Source organism: Aminomonas paucivorans DSM 12260 (assembly GCF_000165795.1).
GTDB classification, from domain to species: domain Bacteria; phylum Synergistota; class Synergistia; order Synergistales; family Synergistaceae; genus Aminomonas; species Aminomonas paucivorans.
Window position 1 is genome coordinate 398,091 of the sequence record NZ_CM001022.1, and the last position, 14,619, is coordinate 412,709.

The 14,619-nt window shown below is 69.5% G+C and carries 15 protein-coding genes; 12 read left to right on the plus strand and 3 right to left on the minus strand.

Features of this window, described 5'->3' with window-relative positions; genetic code table 11:
* The first annotated feature begins 6 nt into the window (after positions 1-6).
* The 4 genes from APAU_RS01740 (at position 7) to APAU_RS01755 (ending at position 2,406) form a co-directional block, all read left to right on the plus strand.
* Positions 7-480 (plus strand): QueT transporter family protein, encoded by a 474-nt coding sequence (locus tag APAU_RS01740; protein WP_006299935.1) that lies wholly within the window; start codon positions 7-9, stop codon positions 478-480.
* Positions 481-604: 124 nt separating this feature from the next.
* Entirely contained in the window at positions 605-1,138 is a 534-nt protein-coding gene (locus APAU_RS01745; RefSeq protein WP_006299936.1) for a hypothetical protein, read from the plus strand.
* The gene (locus tag APAU_RS01750; protein ID WP_006299937.1) at positions 1,131-2,105 is read left to right on the plus strand and encodes a LysM peptidoglycan-binding domain-containing protein; all 975 of its coding nucleotides are present in this window, start codon (positions 1,131-1,133) and stop codon (positions 2,103-2,105) included. Before APAU_RS01745 ends, APAU_RS01750 begins: the two co-directional genes overlap by 8 nt.
* Before the next feature lie 43 nt (positions 2,106-2,148).
* Entirely contained in the window at positions 2,149-2,406 is a 258-nt protein-coding gene (locus APAU_RS01755) for a hypothetical protein (protein ID WP_006299938.1), read from the plus strand.
* Between the two features lie 80 nt (positions 2,407-2,486).
* Here APAU_RS01755 and APAU_RS01760 read toward each other — a convergent pair whose 3' ends face one another.
* Positions 2,487-3,920, minus strand: coding sequence for a CHASE4 domain-containing protein (locus APAU_RS01760; protein WP_006299939.1), 1,434 nt, complete (start codon positions 3,918-3,920; stop codon positions 2,487-2,489).
* Positions 3,921-4,147: 227 nt separating this feature from the next.
* Here APAU_RS01760 and APAU_RS01765 point away from each other — a divergent pair, with 227 nt between their 5' ends.
* Genes APAU_RS01765 through sdaAA form a run of 8 tightly spaced genes read left to right on the plus strand, consistent with a single transcriptional unit; the run spans position 4,148 to position 12,489 of the window.
* Positions 4,148-5,260 (plus strand): ABC transporter substrate-binding protein, encoded by a 1,113-nt coding sequence (locus APAU_RS01765; protein ID WP_198004026.1) that lies wholly within the window; start codon positions 4,148-4,150, stop codon positions 5,258-5,260.
* The gene (locus tag APAU_RS14510) at positions 5,257-7,617 is read left to right on the plus strand and encodes a diguanylate cyclase domain-containing protein (RefSeq protein ID WP_006299941.1); all 2,361 of its coding nucleotides are present in this window, start codon (positions 5,257-5,259) and stop codon (positions 7,615-7,617) included. The genes APAU_RS01765 and APAU_RS14510 overlap by 4 nt, the downstream gene beginning before the upstream one ends.
* Entirely contained in the window at positions 7,592-7,972 is a 381-nt protein-coding gene (locus APAU_RS01775) for a response regulator (protein WP_006299942.1), read from the plus strand. The genes APAU_RS14510 and APAU_RS01775 overlap by 26 nt, the downstream gene beginning before the upstream one ends.
* A 5-nt stretch (positions 7,973-7,977) precedes the next feature.
* Positions 7,978-9,600 (plus strand): PAS domain-containing hybrid sensor histidine kinase/response regulator, encoded by a 1,623-nt coding sequence (locus APAU_RS14515; RefSeq protein WP_006299943.1) that lies wholly within the window; start codon positions 7,978-7,980, stop codon positions 9,598-9,600.
* Positions 9,572-9,943 (plus strand): response regulator, encoded by a 372-nt coding sequence (locus tag APAU_RS01785; RefSeq protein WP_006299944.1) that lies wholly within the window; start codon positions 9,572-9,574, stop codon positions 9,941-9,943. The genes APAU_RS14515 and APAU_RS01785 overlap by 29 nt, the downstream gene beginning before the upstream one ends.
* Before the next feature lie 31 nt (positions 9,944-9,974).
* On the plus strand, positions 9,975-10,913 hold the full coding sequence (locus tag APAU_RS01790) for a DMT family transporter (protein ID WP_006299945.1): 939 nt from the start codon (positions 9,975-9,977) through the stop codon (positions 10,911-10,913).
* Between the two features lie 23 nt (positions 10,914-10,936).
* Complete coding sequence (gene sdaAB / locus APAU_RS01795) at positions 10,937-11,611, plus strand: L-serine ammonia-lyase, iron-sulfur-dependent subunit beta (RefSeq protein WP_006299946.1); 675 nt, start codon at positions 10,937-10,939, stop codon at positions 11,609-11,611.
* Positions 11,611-12,489 (plus strand): L-serine ammonia-lyase, iron-sulfur-dependent, subunit alpha, encoded by an 879-nt coding sequence (gene sdaAA / locus APAU_RS01800; protein WP_006299947.1) that lies wholly within the window; start codon positions 11,611-11,613, stop codon positions 12,487-12,489. Before sdaAB ends, sdaAA begins: the two co-directional genes overlap by 1 nt.
* Position 12,490: 1 nt before the next feature.
* Here sdaAA and APAU_RS01805 read toward each other — a convergent pair whose 3' ends face one another.
* Both APAU_RS01805 and APAU_RS01810 read right to left on the minus strand, forming a co-directional pair.
* On the minus strand, positions 12,491-13,126 hold the full coding sequence (locus tag APAU_RS01805; protein WP_006299948.1) for a response regulator: 636 nt from the start codon (positions 13,124-13,126) through the stop codon (positions 12,491-12,493).
* On the minus strand, positions 13,123-14,520 hold the full coding sequence (locus tag APAU_RS01810; protein WP_006299949.1) for a sensor histidine kinase: 1,398 nt from the start codon (positions 14,518-14,520) through the stop codon (positions 13,123-13,125). Before APAU_RS01810 ends, APAU_RS01805 begins: the two co-directional genes overlap by 4 nt.
* Positions 14,521-14,619 lie beyond the last annotated feature (99 nt).

Consider the following 14,619-nt stretch of genomic DNA (forward strand, 5'->3'; position numbering starts at 1 on the left):
GTTCCCGTGGTCCTTCGCATCGTGCGGGCCGGGCTGGTGGCGGCCCTTTACGTGGCCCTGGTGCTGGCCTTCGCCCCCCTCTCCTTCGGGGCGGTGCAGTTTCGGGTGGCGGAGGTGCTCACCCTGCTGCCCTTCCTCTGGCCCGAGGCGGTATGGGGGCTGGGGGTGGGGTGTGTCCTGTCGAACCTCTTCGGAGGGTTCGGGTTGGTGGACGTGCTCTTCGGAAGCCTTGCCACTCTGGCGGCGGCGTGGCTTTCCTCCCGGGCCCGAACCCTGGTGGGGGCGGCGATCCCCCCGGTGGTGGTGAACGGTCTGGTGGTGGGGGGCTACCTGTCCTGGCTGACCCAGACCCCCTGGTATCTCTCCATCCCCTACGTGGCTCTGGGGGAGGCGGGGGTGTGCTTCGCCCTGGGGATCCCCCTGTTCCGATGGCTGGGGCGCTTCGAGGTTTTCCGAAAAGAGGGACCCAAGACCTCTTGAAGGAACCTTAAGGTTGGTGGAAACTGATACGAGCTGTTGCGTCGTCGACCCCGGGCCCCTCAGGCCCGGCCCTGGTCGTTTTGACCCATGGAGGAATCGCACCCCCGGGAGGCCTGCCCAGGACATGAAATGGACCCGACGCCTTGCCGCTTCGCTTCGTCAACGACTCTATCCCGAGGAGTTCCGGCTTCCCGAGGCGGACTTCGGGGAGGAACAGCTGGATCTCCTGGAGGAGCTGATCCAGATGATCCAGCCTACCCTCTGCCAGGCCGACGCGGCGCAGAAGCAGGACAAGCGCCAGATGGCCCGTTTCCTGGCGGACCTGGGGACGGGGATCTGGCGGATCCGCAAGAAGGTGGAAGGGCTGAAGCGGATGCCCAAGGAGCTGAAGGAGGCCCTCTTCGCCCTGGAGAGCACCTGGGATTCCATGTCCCAGGGAGGGGTGGAGATCGTGGACCACGTGGGGGAGGTCCCCCTGGGGATGGTGCCCCGGGTGGTGCGGACCGAAGACGTCCCCGGCCTGGAGAGGGAGCAGGTCGTGGAGGCCCTGAGCCCCACCATCCTGCTTCGGGGCGAGGTGGTCCAGGTGGGGGAGGTCGTCCTGGGACGCCCCGCCCCCCTGGTGCCGGTTCCGGGGGAGGAGGCCTCCCATGGTTGAGCACGTGAGGCACCACCGGGATACCAGCGCCCTGGACCGGCCCCCTCGGGGAGGGATGGGGCAGCATACCGAGGCGGTGCTGGACGGCTACCAGAAGATCGAGGCCATCGCCTCCCTGGTGGAGTCGGTGATCCTCTGGCGGGGGGCCTACCTGGCCCGGTACGGAAGACTGGACCAGGCGGAGGCGCTCCTCTTCCGCCTCCTCTTCAAGGAGGGGTCCCGAAACCCCCAGGCCCAGGACCTGTTGGCCCGGGTCTACTTCCAGCAGGGCAAGACCAGCCAGGCCTTGGACCTGTGGCGCCAGTCCGCGGCGCTGCAGCCCGGCAACCCCGCCCTCAAGCGCACCTTGGCCCTGGCCTCTCTCCTGGAGAAGGGGCGCAGCCGGGGGGCTCTCCTCTTCGCCCATCGCCTCAAGCTGGCCCTGGGGGCCCTGGTCCTGGGGATCCTCTGCGTAGGCTTGGGCTGGGGGGGCGTCCAGGGGGTCCGGGCGGTGGACCGGTGGCTGCAGGGTCCCGAGCCTCCCGCCGCGGCTCTGGAAGGGCATTTCACCTGCGACGTGGCCTCCATGGAGCAGGCCTTCGAGGGGATCTACCCCGTGAGCTTCACCCGACGGCGCATCGGTTCCGGGGCCAACCTGGGACGGCTGGAGGTCATGGTGGAACAGAAGGGGGACGAGGTCCGGGCCTTCGGTACCGTGCCCACCCTCTTCCTGCGCTACCAGGTGGAACAGGCCCTTCGGGAGATCCCGGGGGTGCGGCACCTGGACCTGAAGGACCTGACGGTGGAACGCTCCTACCACGTGAAGAAGGGGGAGAGCCTCTGGGTCATCTCCCGGAAGATCTACGGGGAGGGGCAGTCCTGGACGGTTCTCTCCCGGTTCAACCAGCTGGATCGCCCCGACCGTCTGAAGGTGGGGCAGAGGCTGGAGCTTCCCCTGGGGGACGAGGAGCTGGTCCCGGATTCCTGAGGGTTCCGGGGACGGACGCGCCGGATCAGAGAGGAGAAAGACCATGGCAGGAATCCACCCGATTCGCGCCCTCCGGGGCGGTTGCGGGTTCTACTTCTTTCGGGTGCTCTTCTGGTGGGGGCTTTTCGTGGCCATGAGCTTCCTGACGAAGCTCTACGCCCCGTCCCTCTCCTTCGACGTGCGTCCCCTGAGCGTCCTGAAGGGAGTCGTGGCGGTGGCGGAGCTGGCCTTGGCCTACTGGGTGGGCAATACCCTGTGCCGACGGTTTTATCGGAACTACCTGGAGGGCGAGGGTGCCTGATTCCCTGAACCTTGAACCTTTGCGGACGACGCGGCGGGCCCCTTCCGGGTGGAAGGGGCCCGCGTTTTCTGCTCCCCCCCCTACCGGAGGGATCGAGGCCCTTCGTCGGTCTCTCGGGCGGAAAGGGCCACTTCCTTGGGAGTGCCGTTCCGGTCCCGCACCAGGTTGGCCAGGAAGGCCACGCGGAGGGGGCCCCTCAGGGTGAGGATGCGGCAGGAAAGGGGGGCCTCCAGGGGCTCTCCCAGGAGGAGACGATGAAGCCCTTCCCGGAAGGTCTCCTGATCCTCCGGGTGCACCAGGTTCCAGATCGGCCTTCCCGCGGCCTGCTGCCTGGTCCCTCCCACCTGGCGGCGGAATGCCTCGTTGGCGAAGGTGACCTCTCCCTCCAGGCTGCAGAAGAGCACCATGTCCCGGATCTGGTCCAAGACCTGCCTCATGATGTCCCGCTGCTCCTGTTCGCTCCGTCCCCGTTCCCGGGCCTGCTCCATCAGGGACTCCACGCCCCGGCCCACCTGGGCGATCTCGTCGTCCCCTGCGGGACAGGGGGAGGGGACCTGGGGGCTGTTCGGGTCGAAGCGCTGCACCTGGTCCCGGAGGTCCCGAAGCCTCTGGAGGATGCCCCGCTCCACCCCCAGGAGGAAGCACCCCACCGTCAGGATGCCCGCCCCCAGGATGGACAGGAGGTGGAGCAGAAGGGTCTGGCGGGTCTGGAGGGCGATCCACCGGGGGAGGTCCACCTTGGCCATCACCGCCACCTCCCCGAAGAGGTCCTTCAGGAGGACGTAGGCGGAGAGGGTGTCGTCGTTCACCGGCACGATGAGCCGGGTGTCCGTTCGGGATGTGAAGCCGGAGGTGATGAAAGAGAAGTCCACCGGGGGCTGCCCCACGGAGAAGGGGCGGGCGGACACGGGAAAGCCCATCTCGGAGCTGATGGAGCGGAGTTCCGAGGCGTCCAGGGGGCGCATCATCACCAGGGTTCCCCGGGAGGGACCCTGGAACTGGCTGTTCAGAATGGATCGGGCCGCCACCAGGTAGATCCCCTGGGGGGTGACCCAAAGGCCCCGGCGGGATTTCCCCGGGGGGATGTCCTGGAGGGGGCCTCCGGGCAGCAGCCGCTCCCGAAGGGTTCCCGGGACGGGAAGGGGGCGGTCCAGTTCCCGGTCGAACCCCTTGCCGTAGAGGAGGGTCCCGTCGGGGCGAGCGAAGAGCAGGTATCCCAACCGGAGGGTGGTGAAGGTCTCCTCCATCAGGTTCTCCTGACGGTACCGTTCGTTCCCGTCGGCCATGAAGGCGTAGGTGGCGTCCCAGGCAGCCCAGTCCGCACAGGTGGTGTCCAGGTTCTCCAGGCGCAGGGCCAGCACCCGGCCGAGGCGATCCAGGCTCTCCTGGGCCTGTTGGGTCTCCAGGCGGTAGAGGGTCTTCTGGGTATGGGCCAGGGTAAGGAGGAACAGGACCCCGAAGGAAAGGCACGTGAGAAGCAGCAGACGAAGAAAGGTCTTTTCTCTCAGGTTCACCTCATCGCCCCCCTGGCGAGTCCTGGAGATGCGCTTCTTGCGTCGGGCGTACGGCGGAAACCCCACCGCTTAAGATTGTAGCATCTCCTTGCCCCCTTGGCCTGTCCCCGCGGCAGCGCCTTCCCTTTTCCCCAGTTCATTCTCTATAATGGTTCCGGGTGATCGCCATGATAAAGCGTTTGAAAGCTACAACGGGACCTGCCCCCTTCCCCGTCTCGGCCGTTTCGGTGGGGACCTCCCTTCGTCGTGTGCTCTGGCTTTGTCTGTGTCTGCTCCTGGCGATCCCCTGCCGTTGCTGGGGGGGGGAGATCCTGGTGGGGGTGGTGGGGTCCTTCTCGGGGCGCTACGGCACCCTGGGGGTCACGTCGGCCCAGGGGGCGATCCTGGCCCTGGAGGAGCGCAACGCCCGGGGCGGGGTCCGGGGGGACAAGGTCCGGGTCCTTCTGGGGGACGACGGGGGGCGACCGGATCGGGCCGCGTCGGTGGACCAGGCCCTGCTGGACCGGGGGGTGCGGGTCTTTCTGGGGCACACCATCACCCAGACCACCGCGGCGGTCCTTCCCCTCCTGAATCGCTCGGGCTGCCTGCTCTTGAGCGCCACGGTCTCCAGCCCCGTCCTCTCGGGGAAGGAGGACGCCCTGATCCGGATCGTCCCGGGGTCCACCGGAGCCGCCTCGGATCTGGCGCGGGTGGGGCTGCGCCGGGGATTGCGCCGGGTCGCCTGCGTCTGGGACCGGGGGAACGCGGTCTACGCCCTTCCCTGGCAGGAGGACTTCTTCCGGGAGCTTCGCCAGGGCGGGGGGACCCCCCTGGCGTGCCTCTCCTTCCTCAAGGACGAGAAGACCTCCTTCGACGACCTGGCCCGGGAGATCCTGCGTCCCCAGACCGACGGCGTCCTCCTGGTGGCCCGGCCCCTGGATACGGCCCTGCTGGCCCAGCGGCTGCGCCTCCAGGGGTACCGGGGGGGCATCCTGTGCGCCACCTGGGGGGTGGGGCCGGAGCTGATCCCCTATGGAGGACGGGGGGTGGAGGGGCTCCTGTCGGTCCACCTGGCCCATCCCCAGGGGAGGACCCGGGAGGGGGATTTCCCCCGGCGCTTTCAGGACCGTTTCGGCGTCCCCCCCTCCTGGGCGTCCCTGATGGGCTACGAGGCCGCGTCGGTGCTCCTGGAGGCGCTGGAGGCGGTGGGGGAGGACCCCCTGGCCCTGCGGCGCTGGATGGTCAACCGGACCTACCGGGGCCTGGAAGGTTCCTTCTCCGTGGACCGCTTCGGGGACGGAGAGCGGGCGACCCGGGTCTTCGAGCTGCGGGACGGGGTCTTCCGGGAGGTGTTCCCGTGAAGAGCCGAAGCCTGCAAGGGGTGTTGGCGGGGGCCTTCTTCCTGATGATCCTCCTGCCCCTGGCGGGGGTGACCTTCTGGGGAGGACGGGTGCTTCGTTCCCACCTGGGGGGATTCGGGGATCGGGAGGTGATGGTCCTGGCCCGGAGCATCGCCGAGGAGGCGGGGGTGTACCTCCAGGGCCCAGAGCGCTTCCTGGCCCTCCTGTCCCAGACCCTCTCCCAGGGGGACGGCTCCTCGGCGGATCTGGAGAGGCGGCTGGGGGAACAGGTGGAGGCGACGGGCTATTTCCACCGGGTCCTCCTGCTGGACCCCCGTGGCCGGGTCGTCCTTTCCAGCCCGAAGAACCGGGACCTGGTGGGGATCGACTACTCCCGGCAGCCCTTCTTCCTGCCTGAAGCGCGCGCCCCCTACTGGACCTCCCCCCAGATGGATCCGGAGACGGGGGACCTGGTGGTGGCCCTGGGGGTGCCCTGGCCGGGGGGAGTGGTGGTGGGGCTCGTGTCCCTTCAGTGGTTGGGGGAACGGCTGGAACGCATCTCCCGGGAGGGGGGGGTGGACCTGATCCTCCAGGACCGGCAGGGAGGGGTGGTCTTCCGCTCCGGGGCCCCCGAGGGCTCCCTCCGGGGACCGGTGGAACGGGGCGATCGGGGGCCCCTCCGCCTGGCTCGACCCTTCGACCGGGAGGAGGACGGGGTCCTGTACCGTTGCGGATCGGCGGAGGTGCCCGGGGTGGGGTGGCGGGCCACGGTCTGCCGATCCATGGCGGATCTGATGGCCCCCACCAGGAGGATGGAGCGGATCCTGGAGTTCCTCCTCCTGGGGGGGCTGGCCCTGGCGATCGGGGTGGCCTGGGGCATCCTGCGCTGGGTGCGGCGTCCCCTGCGCCGCCTGGAGCGCCTTTCCCAATCCCTGGCGGAGGGGAAGGTCCCGGAGGACCTGAAGTCCCCCCAGGAAGGGTTTCGGGAGATCGCCCAGGTGGAGCGGGCCTTCGAGGCCATGGTCCAGGCCATCCACCGCAGGGAGGAGGCCCTCCGGGTCAGCGAGGAGCGCTATGCCCTGGCCATGAAGGGGAGCAACGAGGGGCTGTGGGACTGGGACATCCTGGAGGGACGGCTCTACGTGTCCCCCCGGTGGAAGGAGATCCTGGGGCTGGACCCGGAGGAGCCCATGGACCGAATGGCCCAGTGGGAGGCCCGGATCTACCCGGAGGATCGGGACGAGGTGGTGGCCTCCCTGAGCGCCGCCATGGCCCAGGAGGAGATCCAGTACGACCAGACCTTCCGGATGCGCCACGGAGACGGGGAGGACAGGTGGGTCCGGTGCCGGGGGGTGGCCCGGTACGACGGGGAGGGAAACCCGGTGCGCATGGCGGGCTCCATGGGCGAGGTGACGGGGCAGGTGGAGACGGAAAAGCAGCTCCGCCTGGCGGCCAGCGTCTTCGAGAACGCCCAGGAAGGCATCCTGGTGGCGGATCGGGAGGGGACCATCCTTTCGGTGAACCGGGCTCTGTGCGGCATGACGGGCTACGCCCCCGAGGAGCTGCGGGGGCAGAACCCCCGCATCCTCAAGTCCGGGGTTCACGACGACGCCTTCTACAAAACCCTGTGGGACGCCATCCTGAACCAGGGCTCCTGGCAGGGGGAGATCTGGAATCGCCACAAGGACGGGCGGGTCTACCCGGAGTGGCTTACCATCTCGGCGGTCCGGGACTACACCGGTCGGATCCTGAACTTCGTGGGCATCACCCGGGACCTGACGGAGCGGAAGCGCTACGAGGAGCGCATCGCCCACGAGGCCACCCACGACGCCCTCACGGGGCTGCCGAACCGACGGCATTTCCTGGAGAGCCTCCAGCATCACCTGGCCCTGGCGGACCGGGCGGGAGATCTTCTGGGGGTCCTCTTCATGGACCTGGACGGTTTCAAGGGCATCAACGACACCCTGGGGCACGACGTGGGGGACCGGCTTCTCTGCGCCGTGGCGGAGAGGCTGCAGCACTGCGTCCGCGCTTCGGACCTGGTGGCTCGGATGGGAGGGGATGAGTTCACCTTCCTCCTGCCCCAGCTCCACGGCCGGGAGGACATGAAGGGGGTGGCGGGAAAGATCCTCCTCGCCTTCCGGGAACCCTTCGCCCTGGGGAAGGACACCGTCCGGGTGAGCGCCAGCATCGGGGGCGCCCTGTTCCCCCTGGACGACCGAGACCTCCAGGGACTCCTGAAGCTGGCGGACATGGCCATGTACCGCACCAAGGAAAGGGGACGAAACGGGTTCACCGGCGCGGAGGAGCTTCTGGGAAGAGAACAGGAAGCGGGGCGGGGGGTGAGGACGGATGAGGATCCTGGTAGCGGAAGATGACTACGCCAGCCGGAGGCTGTTCCTGGCCTTCCTGGCACCCTTGGGTCCCTGCGAGGCGGTGGAGAACGGCCTGGACGCGGTGGAGGCCTTCGAGGCGGCCCTGGAGGAGGGCAGCCCCTTCGAGGGGGTCTGTCTGGACCTGATGATGCCGGGGATGGACGGTCGCCAGGTTTTGGTGGCCATCCGGCGCCTGGAGAGGCAGCGGGGGCTTTCCCCCGTGCCGGTGGTGCTGGTCTCCGCCCTGGGGGAGGAGGAGGCCTTCCGGATGGTGGAGGGGGAGGAAGGGGTGTTCTGCCTGTCCAAACCCGTGGACCAGGGAGCCCTTCTGAGCCTGTTCTCCCGCAGGAGCTTCTGATCCCCATGTCCTCCCGACTCCCCTCGGAGAAGAGCCGACGTTTCCGGAGCCTCTTCCTGGCGGCGGAACACAACCCCAGCGCCATCGTCATCACCGATGCGGCGGGGCGGATCGAGTACGTGAACCCCCGTTTCCAGGAGCTCACGGGGTACACGGCGGAGGATGTGCTGGGCAAGACCCCCCGGGTCCTCCAGTCGGGGCTCCACGATCGAGGCTTCTACGAGGAGCTTTGGGGAACCCTGGCCCGGGGAGAGGTGTGGAAGGGGGAATTCTGCAACCGCAGGAAGACGGGGGAACTCTACTGGGAGAGCGCCGCCATCGCCCCGGTGCGGGACCGGAAGGGAGTCGTGGCGAACTACGTGGCGGTGAAGGAGGACGTCACGGAAAGCAAGGTCCTTCGGGAAGAGCTGCTCCGGGCCAAGGAGGACGCGGAGACGGCCAACGAGGCAAAGAGCGTCTTCCTGGCCTCCATGAGCCACGAGATCCGCACCCCCATGAACGGCATCCTGGGCATGCTGGAGCTGCTTCGGCAGACCGATCTGGACCCCCAGCAGGAGGAGTACCTGCGCATCGTCCGGGAATCCGCCCAGACGCTGATGCACTTTCTGAACCAGGTCCTGGAGTACTCCCGCCTTCAGGCGAACCGGACGGAGCTGGAGTCCCTGGACTTCGACCTGATGTGCACCGTGGGTCCCCTCTTCGAGCTCTTCGCCCTGCGCGCCCGGGAGAAGGGACTGGAGACGGTCCTGGACCTGGACCCCCAGGTTCCCCCGAGGGTTCGGGGAGACCCTCTGAGGCTGCGGCAGATCCTCACGAACCTGTTGGACAACGCCCTCAAGTTCACCGAAAAGGGATGGATCGCCCTCTCCATCCGTCGCTTTCCCCCCGAGGACGGGGGACTGTGGCTGGAATTCGGGGTGGTGGACACGGGGATCGGCATCCCCCGGGAGAAACGCCACCGCATCTTCCAGGGGTTCGGGCAGCTGGACCGGAGCACCACGAGGCGTTACGGGGGGTCCGGGCTGGGTCTGGCCATCGTGCGGCAGATGGTGTCCCTCTGGGGCGGTTTCCTCAGTTTGGAAAGCGAGGAGGGGAAGGGCAGCTCTTTCCACGTGCGCCTTCCCTTCCTCCCGGCGGGGCCTGCCCCGTCCCGGGAAGCCCCGGAGGAGGGGGAGGGGAGGATTCTCCCGGATCCCCCCCTGCCCCTTCGGCTGGACGCGCTTTTGGTGGAGGGGCATCCCGTCAGCCAGAGGCTGGTGGCGGCCCTGTTCGCAAGGCGGGGTTGGAACCTGGACCTGGTCCCCGGGGGGGAGGAGGCCATGGAGGCGGTGCGGGAAAAGGACTACGACCTGATCCTCCTGGACGTGGACCTGCCGGGGATGGACGGCCTCGAAACGGTCCGAAGGCTTCGCCGTCGGCTAAAGAGGCCCCGGCCGGTCCCCCTGGTGGCCCTTACCGCCCAGGACCTCCCGGAGGAGAGGAAGCGGGGGCTGGAGGCGGGGTTTGACGCCTGGGTGACCAAGCCCCTTCGGGTGCGGGAACTCCTGGTGGTCCTTTCGCGGCTTTTGACCGGTGATCCGGAGGGGGAGGTGGTGGACCGTGAAGCGGATCCTGGTGATCGAGGATGACGATTCGGTGCGGAAGCTGATCCGCCGGATCCTGGAGGGGGCGGGCTACACGGTCCTGGAGGCCCCCGACGGGGTCCAGGGGGTCCAGGTGTACCGGGAGCAGCGTCCCGACCTGGTGCTGACGGACATCTTCATGCCCGGGAAGGAGGGGCTGGAGACCATCCTGGAACTGGGGCTCCTGGACCCGGAGGTGCGGATCATCGCCGTCTCCGGGGGGGGCAACATGGGGATCCTCAACCCCCTGCCCATGGCGGCGAAGCTGGGGGCGCTGCGGACCCTTTCGAAGCCCTTCAGCGGCAAGGAGCTGGTGGACCTGGTGGAGGAGATCTTTCCCCGGCCCTGACGCCTTCCCGGGGCCATGGGGATCGCGTACCATGCAGGGGGCGGCGGATCGGGGCCGCCCGGGGGAGGGAATCGATCTGTCCTGTTTGCATGGAGGGGCGGTGGTCCTGGCGGCCTGCCTCTGGGGAACCTTGGGGCCCATGGGACGGCTGGCCTACGAGAACGGGGCCACCCCGGCGACCATCTCCCTGGTGAGGGGCTTGGTGGCCTGCGGTCTGGTGGGGGGGTGGGCCTTTCTGCGGTGCCCTTCCGCCCTGCGCTTCCGTCGGGAGGAGGTCCCGGAGCTGGCGGCCTACGGCCTGTTCGGCATGGCGCTGCTCTACGTGGGGTACAACCTGGCGGTGGTGCGCATCCCCGTGGGAGTGGCGGTGCTGCTGTTCTACACCTCTCCCCTCTGGGTGATCCTGGGGACGGTCCTCCTGCGGAAGGAGCGTCTCACCCCCTTGAGGGGGCTGGCTCTGCTTCTGGGGTTGGGGGGGGTCTGGTTCGCCGTGGGGGGACGGAGCGCCCTCTCGGGGCATCTGGATCTCCTGGGGGTCCTGGGAGCCCTGGCCAGCGGAGCCTCCTACGCGGTGTACGTCTTGGGGGGGCGGTACGGCCTGGGGAGGACGGAGCCCTTCCGCATGTTCCTCCAGGCTTTTCTCTGGGGCACCGGAGCCCTGCTGGTCTACGGGGCCGTCTTTGGGGGGGCGAAGGTCCTGGCGTCGGTGCGCCCCGCGGGGTGGGGGGTCATGGTCTACATGGGGGCCCTCCCCACCGTGGGGGGCTACGCCCTGCTTCTGTGGGCCCTCCGCAAGGTCCCCTCCACCGTGGCCTCCCTGGTCTCCATGTCCGAGATCGCCTTCGCCCTCCTCTGGGCCTGGCTGATCCTGGGGGAGGTGCCCTCCCGGGGGGCCCTGCAGGGAGGGGCTCTCATCGTGGCCTCCGTGGCGCTCTTGTCCCTGGAGGGGCGTTTCGGGGAGGCTGTCTGATCCGTTTTGGAGGAGGTGGGCCCATGGCCCTGGAGGAGATCATCGGTCCCGTGATGGTGGGGCCTTCGTCCAGCCACACCGCGGGGGCCGTGCGCCTGGGCAATCTGGCTCGGCTCTGCTGGGGGCGTCCGGTGACGGAAGTGGACCTGTACCTGCGGGGGAGCTTCGCCGCCACCTTCTGGGGGCACGGCACCGATCGGGCCCTGCTGGCGGGGCTGCTGGGGCTGCGCCCCGACGACGAATCCCTGCGGGAGTCCTTCCGCCTGGCCTCCGAACGGGGGCTGCGCTTTCGGCTCCACGCGGAGCGGGCCGACGGGGCGCACCCCAACTCGGTGCGCTTCGTCTTCCGGGGGGAGGACGGAAGGACCCTGGAGGTCATCGGAGCCTCCATGGGGGGCGGAGCGGTGGAGCTTCAGAGCGTGGACGGGTTCCAGCTCCGCGCCACCGGGGCCTTCCCCACCCTGGTCACCTTCCACCGGGACGAACCGGGGGTAATCGCCGCGGTGAGCGCCCTGCTGGCGGAGGGGGGGCTGAACATCGCCTCCATGAACGTACACCGCCAGGGCCGGGGCGCCAAGGCCGCCATGGTGCTGGAACTGGACGGAGCCCCGGACGGGGCGCTTCTGGCGCGCCTGGAGGCCTGTCACCCCGGACTGGAGAGGCTGCTGGTCCTGCCCGGGCCGGAGGGAGAAGTCTGATGCGATCCTTCGAGGCGATCCTGGCCCGGTGTCGGGAGGGACTGTCCCTGCCCGAGGCGGTGCTGGCCCTGGAGGAGGAGGAGCGGGGGATCCCGGCGGCGGAGGTGCGGGAGCGGATGCGTCGTCGCTTGGAGGACCTGGAGGCTTCGGTGCGGGGGGTGGAGGAGCATCCCGCCCGGGGGCGGCTGGTGGGGGGGGAGGCGGAACGGATGGAGGCCTACCTTCGGGAGGGCAGCCCCCTCTCCGGGCCCTTCACCGCCCAGGCTTCGGCCCTGGCGCTCAAGGTGGCCACGGGGAACGCCGCCATGAGGCGCATCGTGGCGGCCCCCACCGCGGGAAGCTGCGGCATCCTGCCGGGGGTCCTGGTGGCGTACCGCCGAACCTTCGCCCCCTCGGAGGAGGAGCTGCTGGCGGCCCTGGTGGTCGCCGGGGCGGTGGGGTCCGTGGTGGCGGAGCGGGCCACCCTGGCGGGGGCGGAAGGGGGCTGCCAGGCAGAGTGCGGCGCCGCCGCCGCCATGGCCGCTTCGGCCCTGGCGGTCCTCCGGGGAGGCTCCCCGGAGGACGGGGTCCACGCTGCCGCCCTGGTGCTCCAGTCCGTCCTGGGATTGGTCTGCGACCCCGTGGCGGGGCTGGTGGAGGTGCCCTGCGTGCTGCGCAACGGGTCCCTGGTGGGCCTGGCGGTGCTGGGGGCGGACCTGGCCCTGTCGGGGATCCGGTCCCTCATCCCCCCCGACGAGGTGGTGGATGCCCTGGGGAGCGTGGGGCGGGCCCTGCCCGCGTCCCTTCGGGAGACCTCCCGGGGGGGGCTTGCGGTCACCCCCACGGGGGCGGCCCTCGCCCGACGCCTCGCCTCCGAGGCGCCCCGGCTGGAGGGGTAGGTCACCCCTCGTCCAGGAGCCGGTAGGTGTACAGGGGTCTCCCGGGGCGGCCGTCCTGGTAGACCACCGCCTGTTCCACCTGCTTGCGGGAGGAGAGGAACTCCAGGTACCGGCGCACCGTGGGGTAGGAGAGCCCCGTCTCCGCCGCCACCTCCTGGGAGGTGGGGCGGTGGTCCCGGGCGCGGAAGCTCCGCAGGGCCGCGAGCACCCGTTCCAGGGTGTCGTGGTGGATGTGTTTCGGCGTGGCGGACAGGGCGGCCTCCTTCATCCGGGCCAGGGAGGCGTGCAGATGGATCCGGGCGGCGAAGTCCGCCAGCTTCACGGGCTTGGTGACGAAGTCGTCCGCCCCCGCCTCCAGCATCTCCTGGGCGATCTCCAGTCGCTCCTCCACCGTCAGGCCCAGCAGCACCACCGTCTTGGAGAGCTTCCGAGCCCGGCGCAGGAACTCCGCCCCGCTCATCTGGGGCATGTGGTAGTCCACCAGCATCAGGTCCAAGGCCCCTTCGGCCACCCAGCCCAGGGCGACCTCCGCATCGCTGGTGACGCTCATGGTCCAGCCCTGGCTGCGCCCCATGGCCTCCAGGGTGTAGAGGATGCCCCGATCGTCGTCCAGTACCCCGATGGAAAGCTCCGTCACGCCCTCTCCTCCTTCCGCTCTTCCCGAAGGGGAAGGCTCAGGGTCACTTCCGTCCAGGAGCCCTCCCGACGGACCGCGAGGGTCCCCCCGTGTTCCCCCGCCACGTCCTCCACGAAAGGCAGGCCCAGCCCCGTGGAGCCCCAGAGGGATTTCCCCGGCCGGGGGTCCTCCCGGAAGCCCGGGCCGTTGTCCCGGACTCGAAAGGCCAGCGTCTCCGCCTCCCGGAAGACCCGCAGGGAGACGCTCCCCTCCGGGGTTGCCTCCACCGCCCGGGCGGCGTTGTCCAGCAGGTTCACCAGGGCCCGGGAGAACCGCACCAGGTTCAGGTCCAGGGGGACCCCCAGGTCCTCCCGCCGTGCCTCCACCTGCACCCGAGGCCACCAGGGCAGGGGGGTGACCTGGCTTCGGGTGTAGTCCAGCACCTCTCCTGCGGTGATCCGGCGGCGCCACCGGGGGTTCAGGATCTCCGAGATCAGGTCGTTCATGGTGGTGGCGGACCGGAAGATCACCTCCCCGTGGTCCCGGCAGAAGGGGTCCTCAGCCTGCTGGCGCAGCAGGTCTCCCAGGCCCAGCACCGCCGTGAGGGGGCGCTTGAGGTCGTGCACCAGCCGCTGGAGTTCCAGGAGCCCCCGGGTGCGGATCCGCTCCTCCCGAAGGCGGGCCAGCTCCCGCTCCTGCCGGGCGATGCGGCGCTGCTGCCGCACCTGCCGGTCTCCCGCCACCAGAAGCCCCGTGGTCACCAACCCTCCCGAGAAGACCCCCAGAAAGGCCACGGACCCCGCCAGGTCCAGCACCTCCGCCCTGTCCAGGATGACCGAGAGGGTCTTGAGGGTCGCCGCCAGCTCTCCCTGGCCGAAGCCGAAGGGGGTGAGGGCGGGGATCACGTCCAGCCACTGGAAGGAGCCCAGAAGAAGCCCCAGGGCCAGGGCCTTGTTGGGCCAACCCGGGACGGCGTCGGTGAGCCAGGCCACCAGCCAGACGCTCAGGGCGCTCAGGAGAAAGGAGACCCCCATGTGCAGGGCCGCCCGGTGTTCCAGGAGCCCCGCGGCGTGGAGGCACAGGGGGATGGCGAGAAGGGGCAGAAACCGGCTCCAGGGGGGGAGCTGGGGATTGTTCCGGGAAAGGTAGTCTCCCAGGAGGAACCATCCCAGATAGAGCATCCAGGCGGAGCAGGTGTTGAGGAACACCAGCCAGAAGGAGGCCGCCACCAGGTAGCCGCTGTCCCCGAACCGGGCCGCCAGGTCGAAGGAGCGGAAGACCGGCCGGAAGGGTTGAGGCACGAAGAGGGAGGCTCCCCACCCCGCCAGGAGCAGCACCCCCCAGACCCGCTCCGTCTGGAGGGAGAGGGGGATGGGGCGGTAGGGGTGGGGCGGATCCGGGGTGGTCCGGGGCATGGAGTCCGTGGCAAACCCTCCTGACGTTTGGGGCGGGGAAGGGTGTTTCCCCGGTACACGATTGTACCGGACCGGAAGGGTTTTCCCAAAAGGGAAGGG